The 15,403-nt window shown below is 71.9% G+C and carries 13 protein-coding genes; 5 read left to right on the forward strand and 8 right to left on the reverse strand.

Annotation, left to right across the window (positions count from 1 at the left end; genetic code table 11):
• The first annotated feature begins 20 nt into the window (after window positions 1–20).
• Complete coding sequence (locus ACIG5F_RS21310) at window positions 21–3,173, forward strand: glucodextranase DOMON-like domain-containing protein (protein ID WP_396519912.1); 3,153 nt, start codon at window positions 21–23, stop codon at window positions 3,171–3,173.
• A 100-nt stretch (window positions 3,174–3,273) separates the two neighbouring features.
• Here the strand turns inward: ACIG5F_RS21310 and ACIG5F_RS21315 are convergent, their stop codons facing one another.
• Both ACIG5F_RS21315 and ACIG5F_RS21320 read right to left on the reverse strand, forming a co-directional pair.
• Window positions 3,274–4,011: a PP2C family protein-serine/threonine phosphatase gene (locus tag ACIG5F_RS21315; protein WP_396519914.1), complete on the reverse strand. Its 738-nt coding sequence runs from the start codon at window positions 4,009–4,011 to the stop codon at window positions 3,274–3,276.
• A 205-nt stretch (window positions 4,012–4,216) separates the two neighbouring features.
• Window positions 4,217–4,945 (reverse strand): cobalt-precorrin-6A reductase, encoded by a 729-nt coding sequence (locus tag ACIG5F_RS21320; protein ID WP_396519916.1) that lies wholly within the window; start codon window positions 4,943–4,945, stop codon window positions 4,217–4,219.
• A gap of 22 nt (window positions 4,946–4,967) precedes the next feature.
• Here ACIG5F_RS21320 and ACIG5F_RS21325 point away from each other — a divergent pair, with 22 nt between their 5' ends.
• Window positions 4,968–5,744: a helical backbone metal receptor gene (locus ACIG5F_RS21325; RefSeq protein WP_396519918.1), complete on the forward strand. Its 777-nt coding sequence runs from the start codon at window positions 4,968–4,970 to the stop codon at window positions 5,742–5,744.
• A 12-nt stretch (window positions 5,745–5,756) separates the two neighbouring features.
• On the opposite strand, the gene ACIG5F_RS21330 is transcribed toward ACIG5F_RS21325, so the two are convergent.
• Both ACIG5F_RS21330 and ACIG5F_RS21335 read right to left on the reverse strand, forming a co-directional pair.
• Window positions 5,757–6,365, reverse strand: coding sequence for a GNAT family N-acetyltransferase (locus ACIG5F_RS21330; RefSeq protein ID WP_396519920.1), 609 nt, complete (start codon window positions 6,363–6,365; stop codon window positions 5,757–5,759).
• A 55-nt stretch (window positions 6,366–6,420) separates the two neighbouring features.
• Window positions 6,421–7,512: a cobalt-precorrin-5B (C(1))-methyltransferase gene (locus ACIG5F_RS21335; RefSeq protein ID WP_396519922.1), complete on the reverse strand. Its 1,092-nt coding sequence runs from the start codon at window positions 7,510–7,512 to the stop codon at window positions 6,421–6,423.
• Between the two features lie 103 nt (window positions 7,513–7,615).
• Between ACIG5F_RS21335 and ACIG5F_RS21340 the strand changes: the two genes are divergently transcribed.
• Entirely contained in the window at window positions 7,616–8,350 is a 735-nt protein-coding gene (locus tag ACIG5F_RS21340; protein ID WP_396519924.1) for a hypothetical protein, read from the forward strand.
• A 223-nt stretch (window positions 8,351–8,573) separates the two neighbouring features.
• On the opposite strand, the gene ACIG5F_RS21345 is transcribed toward ACIG5F_RS21340, so the two are convergent.
• The 4 genes from ACIG5F_RS21345 to ACIG5F_RS21360 all read right to left on the reverse strand — a co-directional run bounded on the left by ACIG5F_RS21345 (window position 8,574) and on the right by ACIG5F_RS21360 (window position 13,723).
• Window positions 8,574–9,602: a zinc-dependent alcohol dehydrogenase family protein gene (locus tag ACIG5F_RS21345; protein WP_396519926.1), complete on the reverse strand. Its 1,029-nt coding sequence runs from the start codon at window positions 9,600–9,602 to the stop codon at window positions 8,574–8,576.
• Between the two features lie 35 nt (window positions 9,603–9,637).
• Window positions 9,638–10,402 (reverse strand): glycoside hydrolase, encoded by a 765-nt coding sequence (locus ACIG5F_RS21350; protein ID WP_396519927.1) that lies wholly within the window; start codon window positions 10,400–10,402, stop codon window positions 9,638–9,640.
• Window positions 10,403–10,480: 78 nt separating this feature from the next.
• Window positions 10,481–12,544: a caspase family protein gene (locus ACIG5F_RS21355; RefSeq protein ID WP_396519929.1), complete on the reverse strand. Its 2,064-nt coding sequence runs from the start codon at window positions 12,542–12,544 to the stop codon at window positions 10,481–10,483.
• A gap of 84 nt (window positions 12,545–12,628) precedes the next feature.
• A complete protein-coding gene (locus ACIG5F_RS21360; protein ID WP_396519931.1) occupies window positions 12,629–13,723 on the reverse strand; it encodes a glycoside hydrolase family 88 protein in 1,095 nt (364 codons plus the stop codon).
• A gap of 138 nt (window positions 13,724–13,861) precedes the next feature.
• Here ACIG5F_RS21360 and ACIG5F_RS21365 point away from each other — a divergent pair, with 138 nt between their 5' ends.
• Window positions 13,862–14,431, forward strand: coding sequence for a (2Fe-2S)-binding protein (locus tag ACIG5F_RS21365; protein ID WP_396519933.1), 570 nt, complete (start codon window positions 13,862–13,864; stop codon window positions 14,429–14,431).
• Window positions 14,432–15,394, forward strand: coding sequence for an FAD binding domain-containing protein (locus ACIG5F_RS21370; RefSeq protein WP_396519935.1), 963 nt, complete (start codon window positions 14,432–14,434; stop codon window positions 15,392–15,394).
• Window positions 15,395–15,403 lie beyond the last annotated feature (9 nt).

Consider the following 15,403-nt stretch of genomic DNA (forward strand, 5'->3'; position numbering starts at 1 on the left):
CTCGAAGGCGAGGACTAGACATGCTGCGAGTGCTGACGCCGGTGATCCTGGCGTCCCTGCTGGCAACCTCACTGGTTCCGGCGGCCAACGCCGATCCGGCCCCGCCGGGCGCGCCGGGGGCGACGGCGTATTTCGACCTGGCCCGCAAGGACTGCCTGGGCACGGCCCGCACCACGAAGTCGAAGGTCTGGTACACGGTCGCCAACGGCGTGCTCTCCGACGTCTATGAGCCGACGATCGACAACACCGACGTCGGCACCCTCCAGTACATCGTGACCGACGGCCGCACGTTCACCGATCTCCAGACCCGGGACACCACCTACACCGTCCGCGCGGACGACACCGGCATGGTCTGCACCGTCACGTCGACCAGCGCCAAGCACCGATATCGGCTGACCACCACCTACATCACCGATCCCGCCCGCGATTCGGTGGTCATGCACACCAGCGTGGACGGCCCGCCCGACCTGCGCGTGTACGCCCGCCTGGACGGGCACGTGAACGGCAACAGCGGGGACAACGCCGCGGTGGTCGACGGCGTGCCGGTGCTGTCCGACACCGACACGGTCAGCCAGGCCGTCAACCGTGACTACGCCGTGCCCACCTTCATGGCGCTCGTCGGCACATCGGCGAAATCCTCGACCGTCGGCTACGCCGGCACCGCGAGCGACGGCCTGACCCAGCTCGACGCCACCCACGGCATCACCCGCTACACCTCCGCGCCCAACGGCCACGTGACCGCCACCGAGGACGTGACCGCCCGGGACTTCACGCTCGCGCTGGGCTTCGGCCGCGACCAGAACCAGGCCGTCGCCACCGCGCGCAGCTCCGCCCGCGCCTCGTTCGGGCGGCTGCGCGACGACTACACCGAAGGCTGGCGGGACTACGACCACAGCCTCGTGCGCGGCACCCTCCCGCTCGACGCGAACGTGCTGAAAGCCAGCGAGGACAAGACCTTCCCCGGCGCGGTCGTCGCCTCCCTGGCCAGCCCGTGGGGCCAGGCGGTCAAAGCCGACAAGCCCGCCTACTTCGGCTCCTACCGCGAGGTGTTCGCCCGCGACGCCTACGAGGCGTTCACCGGTTTCCTGGCCGCCGGCGACAAGTCCACCGCCCGGGCCATCGCCACCTTCCTGCTGACCAAGCAGCAGCTGCCCACCGGCGAACTGCCCCGCAACTCGCTGGTCAACGGCAAGGTCGCGCCCGACACCGGCGGGGACCAGCTCGACGAGACCGCGTACCCGATCCTGATGGCCCAGCTGACCGGGCTGGCCGACAGTTCCCTTTGGACCCAACACATCAAGCCGGCGGCCGACTACCTGCTCGCGCACGGCCCGTCGTTCGGCGTCGAACGGTGGGAGGAGCAGTCCGGCTACTCGCCGTCCACCATCGCCGCCGAGATCGCCGGCCTGGTCGCCGCCGGGGCCATCGCCGACCAGCGCGGCGACCACGCCGACGCCGCGATCTACCGCGCCGCCGCCGACGACTTCCAGCGCAACGTGAAGTCCTGGACCGTCACCACCACCGGGCCCTACGGGCCCTCGTACTTCGTGCGGCTGACCAAGAACGGCGACCCGAACTCGGCCGTCAGCTACAACCTCGGCAACGGCGGCCCGACCGCCGACCAGCGGGCCGTGGTCGACGGCGGCTTCCAGGAACTGGTCCGGCTGGGCGAGCTTTCCCCGCAGGACAAGGACTTCGTCGCCTCGCTGGCCGTGCTGGACAAGCAGATCGCCGTGCGGACCGCCACCGGCGTCGGCTACTACCGTTACGGCACAACGGCTTCGGCTGGCAGCGCCGACGGCTACGGCGACTGCTACCAGCCCAGCCAGAGCACCTGCACCGGCCAGGGGCAGCCGTGGCCGACCACCGACACCGGCACCGGGCACCTGTGGCCCGTGCTGTCCGGCGAACGCGCCGAGTCGGCCCTCACCCTGGGCGACAGCAGGGCCGCGAAGTCGTTGCTGGACAGCATGTTCGGCTCGGCCTCCGGCGTCGGGCTGGTGCCCGAGCAGGCCTGGGAGAGCCCGGACCTGCCGGCCTCCCCGTACGGCACGGACCCGACCACCGCGTCCATCGGCTTCGCCAACGGCCACGCCGCCGGCTCGGCCTCGCCGCTGACCTGGGCCCAGGCCCAGCGCCTCCGGCTGGCCGCCGACCTGCGGGCCGGCCACGTGCTCGACCGGCCGTCGGTCACCACCGACCGCTACGTTTCCCAGGCCGCGCCCGGCAAACTTGACGTGACGGTCGCCGCCACGGCCAGCGGCGGCACCGCGTCGGTCACCGGCAAGACCCTGCCGGGCGCGTCGGTCAGCGTCCAGGCGCTGGCCACCGACACCGCCGGCAAGGCCGGCACCGTCAGCACCACCGCCGTTCCCGACGGGGCCTACGCCGTCACCGTGCCGGTCGGCTTCGGCTCCAACTCCATCACCGTCGGGGTTTCCGCCGCCGGCAACCGGACCGGCTACGCCCACACCACCGTCACCGGCGATCTCGTCGGCGGCACCAGCGTGCTGGACGCCACCGACCCGGCCGGCGACGACAACGGCCCCGGCACCTACCAGTACCCGACCGCCGCCGACTTCGCGCCCGGCTCCTTCGACCTGACCCGGTTCCAGGTCGTCACCCTCGACGACACCGTCTATCTCCGCACCACCCTGCGCAACCTCGTGCCGACCTTCGGCAGCACCATGGGCGCGCAACTGCTCGACATCTACGTCGGCGCCCCGGGGCAGCCGACCTCGACCGCCGCGCCGTTCCCATCCCGCAACTACCAGGTTTCCCCGTGGTCGCAACGGATCGAGCTCCAGGGCTTCGCCGCGCCGTCCTGGCTCGACGCCGCCGGCCACCAGGTCGGCACGCCCAGCGCCGCCGTGGCCTCGGCCGACACCAAGACCATCACCGTGGCCTTACCCAAGGCGGCGTTCGGCACCCCGGGCCCCGGCTGGACGTTCTCCGTGGTGCTGACCGGGCAGGACGGCTTCAACGCCGACCAGGCCCGTTCCTTCGCCGCCACGCCCCAGGGCTACCAGTTCGGCGTCTGCGCGCCGGGCGGCACGGATCCCATCTGCGTCATCGATCCGGCGACGGCGCCCAAGGCGGTCGACACCGTGCCTGCCTCCCAGCTCGACCCGACCAAGGGCCAGGTTCTGGTGGGTGCGGTGACCGTCCAGTAAGCGCCTTCAGGGAGATGTGCTTGCCGGGTCAGGGATCCCGGCCCGGCAAGCACAGCAATCCCCAGCGGCACAACGACTTCGAAAGGGAGGTGGGAATCGGCTACTGGTGCACCAGCGGCGCGGCGCCCTGCCGGGGGACCGGCGGCGGCTCCCGGCGAGCCGCGGACCAGTCGATCACCACGGCGCTGGCGTTGTCCCGGCCGCCCAGCGCGGTGGCCGCGTCGATGAGGGCCTGCGCCGGCCGGGCGGCGGTGGTGAGCTCCCGGTGCATGGCGATGGCCGGCACCACCTTGTGCACGCCGTCGGTGGCCAGCAGCAGCCCGGAACCGTTGGTGCGGACCTGGGTCCAGCCGATCTGGTCGGTGGAGGTGGTGCGCACGGTGTTGGTGACGATGTGCTCCATGCGCGGCGTCGTGGGCCGCAGCTGCGACCGCAGGTACGCGGCGACGGTCTGGTCCGAGGTCAGCTGGTGCAGCGTCTGGTCGTCCCACAGGTAGGCGCGGCAGTCGCCGACCCAGGCGATGCGGTAGCCGCTGCTGACCCGGTCGGTGAACGGCATGGCCACGACCAGCACGCAGTCGTGCTCGTCGAACAGCAGGGCCTGCTGGGCGGCGAGCATCGCCTGGATGGCGCCCTGCTCGACGGGCGTGGCGACGGCGGCGGCGACGGCCTTGCGCGCGGCCTCGGCCGAGCGGGACGTGTCGCCGATGCCGTCGGCGACCGCGAACACCAGCTTGCCGGTCGCCGGATCGCGCCGGGTGGCCACGGCGTCGGCATTGACCGCGCGCAGGTTGCGCTCGCTGGCGGTGTCCCAGCGGATGTCGAGATCGTGCTGCACGGCGATCTCCTCCCCGAACTCGGCGGCAAGGAGGCACCCCACCGCACACGACCAGGTTCGCGGACTCGCCTGTGAGGACGCTGAGACGGTCGTAGTCAGTTGCTGAGGGAATTCGGAGTCGCCCTGCTTACTGCGTTCGCCGCGCGAGCCCGAAGCGTAGGGCATGAGTAGCCGCCGCGCCGACTGTTTCCACCGTCGCGTGCCCCTAGATCACCCAGTTGGCGGCTTGATCCACTGTGGACACCACGGTAACCGCTGGTGGCGGGGGTCGGCGCACCACGATCACCGGCACGCCGAGCCGGCGCGCCGCGACCAGTTTCGCGTCGTCGCCGCCGCTGTCCTTGGTCACCAGCACGTCGATGGCGTGCTCCCGGAGCAACCTCAGCTCCGCCTCGACGCTGAAGGGTCCCCGACCGAGGACTGCCCTGACCGGCACGGTTGGTTGCTCGATCGACCGGGCCAGCAGCCACACCCCGTCGAGCTGCGCGAACGGCTCCAGCTCCTGCCGGCCGACCGTGATCAACGCCCTCGTGCCCACCGACGGCACCATCGCCGCCGCCTCGGCCACCGAGTCCACCCACCGCCAGTCGTCGCCCTCGACCTCCCGCCACCCCGGCCGCCGCAACACCAGCAACCGCAGCCCCAGCCTCTCGGTCGCCGCGACCGCCGACTCCGTGATCCTGGCCGCGAACGGATGCGTGGCATCCACCACCGCGTCCACGCCCTCGGCCCGCAACCACTCGGCCAGCCCCTCCACCCCGTCGAAGCCCCCGATCCGGACCTCGCCCGGCGGGTGGTGAGGGCTGCTCACCCGCCCCGCCAGCGACGTCACCACGCGCAACCCCGGCCGCCCCGCCAGCACCTCAGCCAACCGCCGCGCCTCGCCCGTGCCCCCCAGCACCAGCACCGTCCTGACCAGCCCCGACCTGCCCACCGCCGCACGATAGCCTGGCCCGATGGCTCGCACGGAACGCGATGATCTCGGCCGGGAGGTGACGCTGCCGGACGAGGTGCGCCGCGTCGTGTCGCTGGTGCCTTCGCTCACCGAGGCCATTGCCGCCACCGATCGGGAACTGCTCGTCGCCGCCACCGACTGGTGCACCCATCCCGCCGACCTCGACGTGGAACGCGTGCGGGGCACCAAGAACCCCGACACCCGCCGCATCGCCGGCCTGCGGCCCGACCTCGTTGTCGTCAACAAGGAGGAGAACCGCGAGCTGGACGTCCGCCGCCTCACTCAGGCCGGCGTGCCCGTCTGGGTGACCGTCATCGAGGACGTCGACACGGCCCTGACCTCCCTGGACCGCCTGATCACCGTCGCGCTCCGCCGCCCGATTCCCCCGTGGCTGACCGAGGCCCACCGCCAACTCGATGGTTCTTCCCCCGCGCCGGAGGCATCTGCCCTGGTCTGCATCTGGCGGGACCCCTGGATGGTCGTCGGCAGCCGCACCTTCACCACCGACCTGCTCGCCCGCGTCGGCGTGGCCAACGTGTACGCCGACCATGCCGACCGGTACCCCAAGCAGGACCTCGACCAGCTGCTGGCCGCCGGCGCCGATTTGATCGTGCTGCCGGACGAGCCCTACGTCTTCACCCCGGATGACGGCCCCGAGTGCTTTCCGGCCAAGCAGGTCCGCCTGGTCAGCGGCCGCGTGCTCACCTGGTACGGACCGTCCCTGGCCACGGCTGTCCCCGTCCTCCGTGACCAGTTGGGCCTCCCGCCGGCGACCTGACGGCCGAGCCGGTCAGGCAGTCTCTTCCAACGTCTCCTGCGAGGCCGCCTCGGGGTTGCCGCGGTGCTCGGCCCATTCCGGCGCGAGGATGGACATGACGTGGGCGTCGAAGCGCTCGCCCTCCCAGAGCAGGGCGTCGCGGAGCACGCCCTCGTGGCGGAAGCCGACCTTCTCGTACACGCGCCGGGCGCGGGGATTGAAGGCGTAGACCTCGAGGCTGATCCGGTGCAGCCCGACGCGTTCGAAGGCATAGCGCAGCACGAGGCGGGTGGCCTCGGTGCCGAAGCCGCGGTCCTGCCCCTGCGCCCCCAGCGCGATGCGGAACGAGCAGGAGTTGTTGTTGGGGTCCAGCTCGTTGAGCACGACCTCGCCCACGTAGCGGCCGGTGGCACGGTCGACCACGGCCAGGTCGAGGCGGTCGTGGTGCTCGGCGCGGCTGCCGTACCACTCGCGCATCGGCTCCAGGTCGTCCGGCGACAGGGTGCCGTGCGACCCGGTCAGCCGCAGCACGTCCCCATCGGCGACCAGCACCTCCAGCATGTCGGCCGCGTCGTCGGCGATGACCGGGCGCAGCACCACGGATTCGCCGGACAGCACGGGTTTCTCACGAAAATCAGGCATGGGACGGATCATGCCAGCTCTCCGCCGACCGGTCAGCGGGCCCCGGACCACGACCTCAGGACGGGCCCTGGCTGCGGCCGACGATCGTGCCGGCGCGGTCGATGACGACGATGTCGACGGCGATGTCCGCGCCGCGGAGGATGTCGTCGGCGGTGGCTCGGCAGCGGTCGGCGATGAGGTCGGCCAGGGGGAGGCCGTCCTGTTGGCACAGCTGGAGAGCGCCGAGGGCGGTGTTGGCGGTGCGAACGGCCTCGACGAGCTCGGGGGAGCCGCCGGCGGCGGCGGCGAGGTCGGCCAGCAGGGCGTGGTTGACCTGGGAGCGGCCGGAGTGCAGGTCGAGGTGCCCGTCGGCGAACTTGGCGAGCTTGCCGATGCCGCCGGCGATGGTGAGGCGGGGCACGGGGTGGCGGCGCAGGTGCTTGAGCATGGCGCCGACGAAGTCGCCCATGTCGAGCAGGGCGTCCTCGGGCAGCGCGTACATCTCGGTGACGACCCGTTCGGAGGTGCTGCCGGTGCAGCCGGCGACGTGCCGGCGCCCGGCGGCGCGGGCGACGTCGATGCCGCGCCGGATGCTGTCGATCCACGCCGAGCAGGAGTACGGCACGACAACGCCGGTGGTGCCGAGGATGGACAGCCCGCCGAGGATGCCCAGCCGCGGGTTCCAGGTGTGCCGGGCGATCTCCTCGCCGTTGTCGACGGAGATCTCCACCTCCACGTCGCCGGCGTCGCCGTGGGCGGCGGCGACCTCGGCGACCACGCCCCGCATCAGTTGGCGTGGCACGGGATTGATGGCCGGTTCGCCCACGGCCAGCGGCAGCCCGGGCTTGGTGACGGTGCCGACGCCGGGCCCGGCCCGGAACACCACGCCGGAGCCGGCCGCGCCGGGCCGCACGGTGGCGCGGATCAGGGCCCCGTGGGTGACGTCGGGGTCGTCGCCGGCGTCCTTGACGATGCCGGCGGTGGCCCAGCCGTCGCCGAGGGACTCCACCGCGAGGGCGAACGCCGGCCGCTGGCCCTTGGGCAGGGTGATCTCCACCGGATCGGGGAACGAGCCGGTGAGCAGCGCCGTGAAGGCGGCCTTGGTGGCGGCCGTCGCGCACGCGCCGGTTGTCCATCCCCGGCGCAGCCCGGTCGCGTCCCTGCTCACGGGCACCAGCATCGCATCGGCCAGCTTCCCCCGAACGGGCGGCCAAGTCGCGCCCCACGACGCGGCGATGTCCGGCAAGATCGCATCGAGGTGAGGAGGAGCCGTGGGTGAAAGCGATCCGGGCCGGGCGATCGAGCAGTTGCAGGCGCAGATCGGTGAGCTCAGGGAACAGCTCGCGGCCATGGTCAAGCGGGGCGGCCGGGCCCGGCCGGGGCTGGACGAGGTGACCGAGGACCTGGCCGACGCGGTCAAGACGCTGGCCCAGGCCCATGAGGCCGAGCGCCGGCAGCTCACCCTGGAGCAGGCCAACGCGCTGCGCAAGCGGGTCGGCGAGGTGAAGACCCAGCTGTCCAAGTCGCAGAGCCGGCGGTTCGGCGGCACCGGCTTCATCAACATGACGCCCACTCAGGTGAAGCCCAAATGGGCGAGCGTGGAGGCGGCCCAGCGCTCGGTCGAGGCCGACGTGCAGAAGCTGGAGGCGGTCAGCCTCGGCGGCGGGCCCGACAAGGACCAGATCACCGCGGCCCGGGCCCGGATCAGCGTGGTGGCCAAGCAGCGCCTCAACGAGGCCATGGCCGCCGGCGACGCCCTGCCGGTGTGGCTGGCCAGCGCCGTCGGCTCCGTGCCCAAGCCCAACCCCGAGCCCTGGATCAAGGCCGCCCACAACGTGCTGGTCTACCGCCTGGAGCACGGCGTCAGCGACCCGATCCTGGCCCTGGGCGCCAAGCCCGGCGGCGACGACGCCTACGCCGCCCGCCAGGCCGGGGAATGGAAGAAGATCGCCGAGGAGCTCAACAAGCTGCACGCCCTCGGCGGCGCCAGCGAATACAAGCTCTGACCGCCCCGCTCACGCCAGGACGCCCCGACACCGCCGCTGGCCACAGTTGAACGGCCCCTTCCCTGCCGTCTCTCTCTCCCCCCCGGCGAAGGGACCTTTCCTCACGTTGAACGTCAGGAAGGGCCCCTTCATGACGTCGAGTGTTGTGAAGGGGTCCTTCCTGACGTTGGGCGAGAGGATCGGTCCCTTGATCTTGGGGGGATGGGCCGGGGGATCGGCCGGGTCAGGGCTCGATCATGGTCATGCCGGCGGCGGTGGAGTGCTCCAGCTCGGCGAGGGCGGTGGCGGCTTCGGCCAGGCCGATGGTGCGGGCGACCAGCAGGTCCGGGCGCAGGGCGCCGGAGGCGACGAGGTCGAGCATGGGGCCGTAGGCGTGGGCGGCCATGCCGTGGCTGCCGAGGAGTTCCAGCTCCCAGCCGATGACGCGGTCCATGGGCAGCGGGGTGGGGCCGCCGGGCAGCAGGCCGACCTGGACGTGCCGGCCGCGACGGCGCAGGGAGAGGACCGAGTTGGCGGCGGTGGCGGGGTGGCCGAGGGCGTCCAGGGACAGGTGGGCGCCGCCGCCGGTGGCGTCGACGATGCGGGAGACGACGTCTGGAACCGCTTCCAGACAGCGGGTGGCGCCGAACTGCTTGGCCAGGTCGAGGGCCCGGGGGTTGACGTCGACGGCGACGACCTGGGCCCCGCAGGCGGCGGCGATCATGACGGCGGACAGGCCGACGCCGCCGCAGCCGTGCACGGCGACCCACTCGCCGGCGCGCACCCGGCCTTGCGCCACAACGGATCGGAACGCGGTGGCGAAGCGGCAGCCCAGCGCGGCGGCGGTGGCGTAGGTCATCTCCGACGGCAGCGCGACCAGATTGACGTCGGCGTTGTCGAGGGCGACGTACTCGGCGAACGACCCCCAGTGGGTGAAGCCGGGCTGGGTCTGCCGCGAGCAGACCTGCTGGTCCCCGGCCGCACACGAGGCGCACCGCCCGCAGGCGCTGATGAACGGCACGGTGACGCGGTCGCCGACGCGCCAGCGGGTGACGTCGGCGCCGACCGCGTGCACCTCCCCGGCCAGCTCGTGCCCCGGAACATGGGGCAGTTCGGTGATGTCGGAGTCGTGCCCCTGCCAGCCGTGCCAGTCGCTGCGGCACAACCCGGTGGCCCGGACCCGGACCACCACCCCGCCCCGCTTGGGCAGTGGATCGGGCACGTCCCGGACCTCGGGCCGGCCACCGAACGACTCGTACACGACAGCTCGCATCCGGTCACCGTAACTTCAGCGGCCGAAGTCCGGCCCTACCGGGATCGCGCGCTGAACGAGAAGCCGGTGGTGGCCAGACCCTGGCCGCCCTTCCAGATCTCGAAGCCGGCCTCGGCGTCGAGCAGGTAGTGGTTGGCGTTGGTGGTGCCGCGTGCCACCGAGTCGTTGATCAGGGCGAGCACATTGAGATTGGTGACCGAGGTCGAGCCGCCCCGCAGCACGTAGGAGACGATGTTCCACGAGGTCTGCCGGCCGGTCCACACGTCCCAGTTGAGGCCGGCGATGCTCAGCGTGGCGACCTTGGAGCCGAACGGGGAGACGCCGCCCCGGCTGTTGAGCCAGATCATGATCTCGCTGCCGTTGGGCTGCCCGCCGGTGGTGGGCGCCGAGTTGGTCCACAGGTCGTAGGCCACGTCGTAGGCGCCGGTCGCGGGCTGAACCGTGCTCCACGAGGACGTGGCGCCGGCCAGCTTGCTGACCTGGATCGGAAGTCCGCTGCCGGCGGTGCACGCGCCCCAGTGGCAGCCCTTGTAGATGGACGGATACGTGGCGGGCGCGCCGCCGGAGAGGGTGAAGTTGGCGGTGCTCACCGACCACGCGGTGCCGCTGGTGTAGGTGATGCACTGGAGGGCGGTGGAGTTCCACTCGTTGGCCTGGATGGTGTATTCGCCGCCGGCCGCGCTGATCGTGCCCTGGGTCGCGCAGGTGGTGGTGGCGGCGTGGGCGGTCGCCGTGGGCAGCAGCACGGAGGCCGCGACCAGGGCGGCCACCGCGAGGCTTCGCAGGCGTGCTCCGGACATGAGGGTGCCTTTCGCAGGGGACGAGGGTGGCGGCCCGGGGACTCTGGAAGCGCTTCCAGAGTCTGACCGTAACCTGCGTCACACCTGCCTGTAAACCCTCGCGATGGTGGAGCCGGCCAGCGCGGCGGTGACCACGGCGTGCAGCAGCGCGAACCACGGGGCGATGCCGTGGGCGCCCCACACCGAGTCGCCGACGTAGGTGAAGTGGGTGCCGAGCAGCAGCGACCCGAGCATGAAGAACACCTCGGGCCCGGCATAGGCGACCACCGCGGCGGTCACGAACAGCCGCTGCGGCGCGGTCAACGTCCGCGTCAGCACGGCCAGCACGCACAGCCCGGCCCACGGCACGACCGCGACCAGGCCGGCGACCAGCCCGATCCAGCCGCCGATGGTGAACGTGCCCGTGACGTCGCCGTCGTCGTACGGCACGGCCGCGACCAGCAGGATCAGCTCGGCTACGGTCGCGCCGATCGTCACCCAGGCCAGCGGCCGCTGCGTCGGCGGCACCAGCGTCAGCCGGCGCGGCACCTGCTCGAACGGCCACAGCCGAATCCCCAGCACCACCAGCAGCGCCACGGCCAGCGCCAGCCCGAGCCAGGCCAGCAGGGTGCCGTCGGTGTGCACGTTGGTCAGCCCGACGGCCAGCGCGAACACCGCGTTGGCGAACACCAGGGCGTGCCCGACGACCTGGCGAGGGCCGTCGCGGTCCAGCAACCGGATGCCGACGAACAGCGGCACGAACCGCAGCGCGTCGTACACGACGCCGAGCAGCGTCGAAGCGCCGAGGAACTCGCCGCCGGTGAGCAGCTCGATCACCAGCTGCGCCACGGCGATGCCGGCCAGCACCCGCCAGTCCCGGAACCACGCCAGGTCCGGCACCGGAATCGACGCCCGCGCCCACAACCGACCGGCCGGCCGACACACCACCGGCACCACCACCGGCCCGAGTCGCGTGGTCACGGTGAACTCCCCACGCAGCTCGCCGTAGCCCTCGGGGTAGGCCGCCGGATCGGCCCGCACCAGCACTGCCGCGCCCTCGCGTGACACCCGCAGCCACTGGGTTTCGGTGGTCACGTGGAAGATCCGCGCCAGCGGCGCACCGGACAGCGCCACCAGCTGCTCGGTCTGCTCGCCGAGCTCGACAACCGACGGCGAGGCCCGCAGTTGCGCCACCGCCAGCGCCTCCACCGCGGCCGTCCGCACCTTCTCGCTGTCGTCGCTGGTCAAGGGCCGCAACACCGCCAGCGCCCCGGCCGCCGCCGACACGTCATCGCCGACCAGCAGCGCCCGCAGTTCGCCGACCGCCCCCAGCCTGGTCGAGGCGTTGAGATCCTTCGCCCGCGCGGCAAGGGATTCGGTCACGTCGACCGGCAAGATCCGGCGGGCCATCGGCGTGTGCGCGACCAGCAGCGACGCCCCGTGCCCACCGCCGGACAGGTGCGGCGTCTGGTGCGCGGTCGCGGCCACAACCCTTGCGTAGACGTACTTGTAGAGCTCGTCGAGGTCGACCGAGCCGTCGCCGTTGAGGTCGGCGTCGCCCGTGCGCAGGCCCTGCACCACGGCCCCGGTGAACACCGACGGCCGCAACCGGCCCGATTCGGCCAGCTCCTCGCCCTCGAAGGCGTATTCGGTGGCGCTGGACGCCGTGATCACGACCCGGCTGCGCCCCGGCCGCAACGGAAACGACTGCTCCACGTCGACCTCGTCCACCGCGCGGGACACGGTGCCCTTGGCGAACGCCCCGCCGAAGCAGCAGTCCAGCAGCAGCGCCACATGCGCGGCCCGGCACTCCGCCAGCTCGTCGTTCACGAAGCGAGCGGCCACGGCCGTCGCCGACAGGCGGTTGGGCACGGTGTCGGCGCCGGCCAGGAACAGCTCGCCGGCGGCGTTCTTCAGCCCGTGGCACGAGAAGTGCAGCAACAGCACGTCGTCCCGGCCGGCCCCGGCCAGGAAGTCGGCGACCCGGCGCTGGATCTGGTGCGACGGCAGGTCCCGGGCCACCTGCACGTCGAACCCGCCGAGCTCCGGATCGGCCAGCACGGCCCGCAGCGCGTCGGCGTCGTGCCCGGGGGCGGCCAGCCGGCGCAGGCCGGGGTGCTCGTAGCCGCCGGTGGCCACGATCAGTGCCCGGCGCGTGCCCATCAGCCGAGCGTGCCCGGCGGGAGAACCCCGCCGGGCACGGAGGAAACGGCGAACGCGGTCATACCGCGCAGACTAGCGCCAAGATCAGCAGCCAGGAGTCAGCTTCGCCACCTGCTGTCCGGCCATCAGATAGGCCCCTACGCCGTAGGCCGCGGTGTCGGTGGCCTCGACCGGCTGCGCGTCGCGCGGGCCGGTGGCGTCGCCCTGCACGTAGCCGAACAGGCCGCTGGGCTGCAATGCCTTGGTGGTCAGGGCGTTCCACGCCTTGGTCACGGTCGGCGTGAACTTCTTGGCGTCCAGGATGCCGTTGTTGACGCCCCAGCCCATGGCGTAGGCGAAGAACGCGGTGCCGCTGCTCTCCGGGCCCGGGTGGTCGAAGGGGTTGACCAGATCGGCGTTCCAGAAGCCGTCGTGTCGCTGGACCAGCCGAAGGGTGGTGGCCATCTTCTGGAACACCCGCACGTACTCCGGACGGTTGGGGTCGTCCTTGGGCAGCCACTGCAACACGGTGGCCAGCGCGGCCATGGCCTCGCCGTTGCCGCGCGACCAGAACTCCAGCGAGCCGACCTTGCTCGCGTCGTGGTACCAGAGGCCGGTCAGCTCGTTGAACAGCCCGAAGCCGCCGGCCCGCTTCTCGGTGTAGTGGAACAGCCGCTGCGCGGCCTGGATGTCCTCGGGCTTGTTGTCCAGCACGCCCAGCCGCACGAACTGCGGCCACGCCTGGTTGAGCGCGTCGACCGTGTTCCAGTACCTGGTGTTGCCCTGCTGGACGCTGGCCACCTCGTCGGCGACCCGCTGCCGCAGCGCGGCCAGGATCGGCGGGTCGGGGTGGAAGTAGGTGTAGAGGTCGAAGTAGGCCTCCCCGGCGGCCTCGTTCGCCGGGTTGAACTCGTTGGCCGGGTCGGTGTCCAGCTGGTAGTTCAGGGCCTGGGCCCACGGCAGGGTCTTGTGGTTGGACTGGCCGCTGGTCAGCACCATGGCCAGGTTCCCGACGTGGAAGACGGCGTTCTTCCAGCTGGCCGAGGCCAGGTCGGTGCCGTTGGCCAGCCAGTAGCCGGCGGCGGTGTACATCGGCGCGACGACCGGACAGGTCGCGGGCACGGTGTCGGCGGCGGCGGAGCCGGCCAGCACGGTCGTGCTCAAGGTCAGACTGGCGACCAACGTCGCAGCGACCCTCATGTCGTCCTCCTCGATCACGGGGACGCGGCGGTGCAGTCATCTCACTACGCACGTCGGTGACTGTCAATCGCGCGTGCTGCTAGCCTCACCGACAGTGACGTCGACTCCGCCGCGTCGACCACCTTCCTGGGAGGTCGCATGGCTGGAAGTGTGTCCCGGCGCGGATTTCTGGGCGGCGCGGCGGCCGCGTCGGTGGCCGGCACGGTGGCGCTGGCCCCCGGTCGGGCCTGGGCCGAGGGGGTGACTCCGGGCCGGATCCGGTTGAGTGTCAACGGCAAGGCGTACGAGATCGACGCCGATCCGACGGTCACGCTGCTGGACGCGTTGCGTGAGCGCATCGGCCTGACCGGCACCAAGAAGGGCTGCGACCGCGGTCAGTGCGGGGCCTGCACGGTCCATGTGGACGGCCGGCGGGTGGTGTCGTGCCTGACGCTGGCGATCGCCTGTGCGGGCAAGCAGATCACCACGATCGAGGGCATCGCCGACGGCGCGACGTTGCATCCCGTGCAACAGGCCTTCGTGGACTGTGACGGATTCCAGTGCGGTTTCTGCACGTCCGGACAGATCATGTCGGCCGTCGAGGTGGTCGCGGACGACACGGTCGGCACTGACGAGGACATCAGGGAGGCCATGTCCGGCAACATCTGCCGGTGCGGGGCCTACTCCAACATCGTGGACGCCATCAAGCAGTGCCGGGGTGAGCACTAGATGAAGACCTACGACTTCGCCGCGGCCACCAGCCTGCGGCAAGCGCTTTCCGTCGGCGGCGACGGCGTCTCCTACCTGGCCGGCGGCACCACGCTGGTCGACCTGATGAAGCTGGAGGTGATGACGCCGGCCCACGTCGTCGACATCAACTCCCTGCCGCTGCGCGGGATCCGGCGCACGCCGGCGGGCCTGCGGATCGGCGCGCTGGAGCGGATGGCCGACGTCGCCGTGCACCACGAGGTGGCCTCGCGCTGGTCCATGGTGGCCACCGCGCTGCGGCTGAGTGCTTCGCCGCAGTTGCGCAACATGGCCAGCATCGGCGGCAACCTGTTGCAGCGCACCCGGTGCGACTACTTCCGCGACACGTCGATGCCGTGCAACAAGCGTAAACCGGGCAGCGGCTGTCCGGCGGTCAACGGGGACAACCGGACGCACGCCATCCTCGGCACGAGCTCGTCCTGCGTGGCCACCCACCCCAGCGACCTGGCGGTGGCGCTGACGGCGCTGGACGCCTTGATCCGGTTGCGGGACCGGCACGGCGAGCGGGTCGTGCGGCTCGCCGACTTCTACCGGCTGCCCGGGGACACGCCGTCGGTGGAGAACCAGTTGCGGCCGGGCGAGCTGATCACCGAGGTGATCGTGCCGGCCTGCGACTGGCCGCAGACCTACGTCAAGGTCCGGGACCGGACGTCCTACGAGTTCGCGCTGGCCTCGGCCGCGGTGGCGGTGGACGTGCACCGGGGAGTGGTGCGGGACGCGCGGATCGCCGTCGGCGGCGTGGGCACCCGGCCGTGGCGGCTGGAGGCGGTGGAGAAGGCCCTGCGGGGCCGGCCGGCGACCGAGGACAGCTACCTGGAGGCGGCGAAGTTGGCGGTGGTGGGGGCAAAGCCATTGTCTGACAACGGGTTCAAGGTGTCACTGGTGCAACGCACCATCGCGCGGGCGCTGGCGGGTGCGCGATGACCGTCTCAC

Origin of the sequence: Kutzneria sp. NPDC052558, from assembly GCF_044547355.1 — a bacterium.
Lineage (GTDB): Bacteria > Actinomycetota > Actinomycetes > Mycobacteriales > Pseudonocardiaceae > Kutzneria.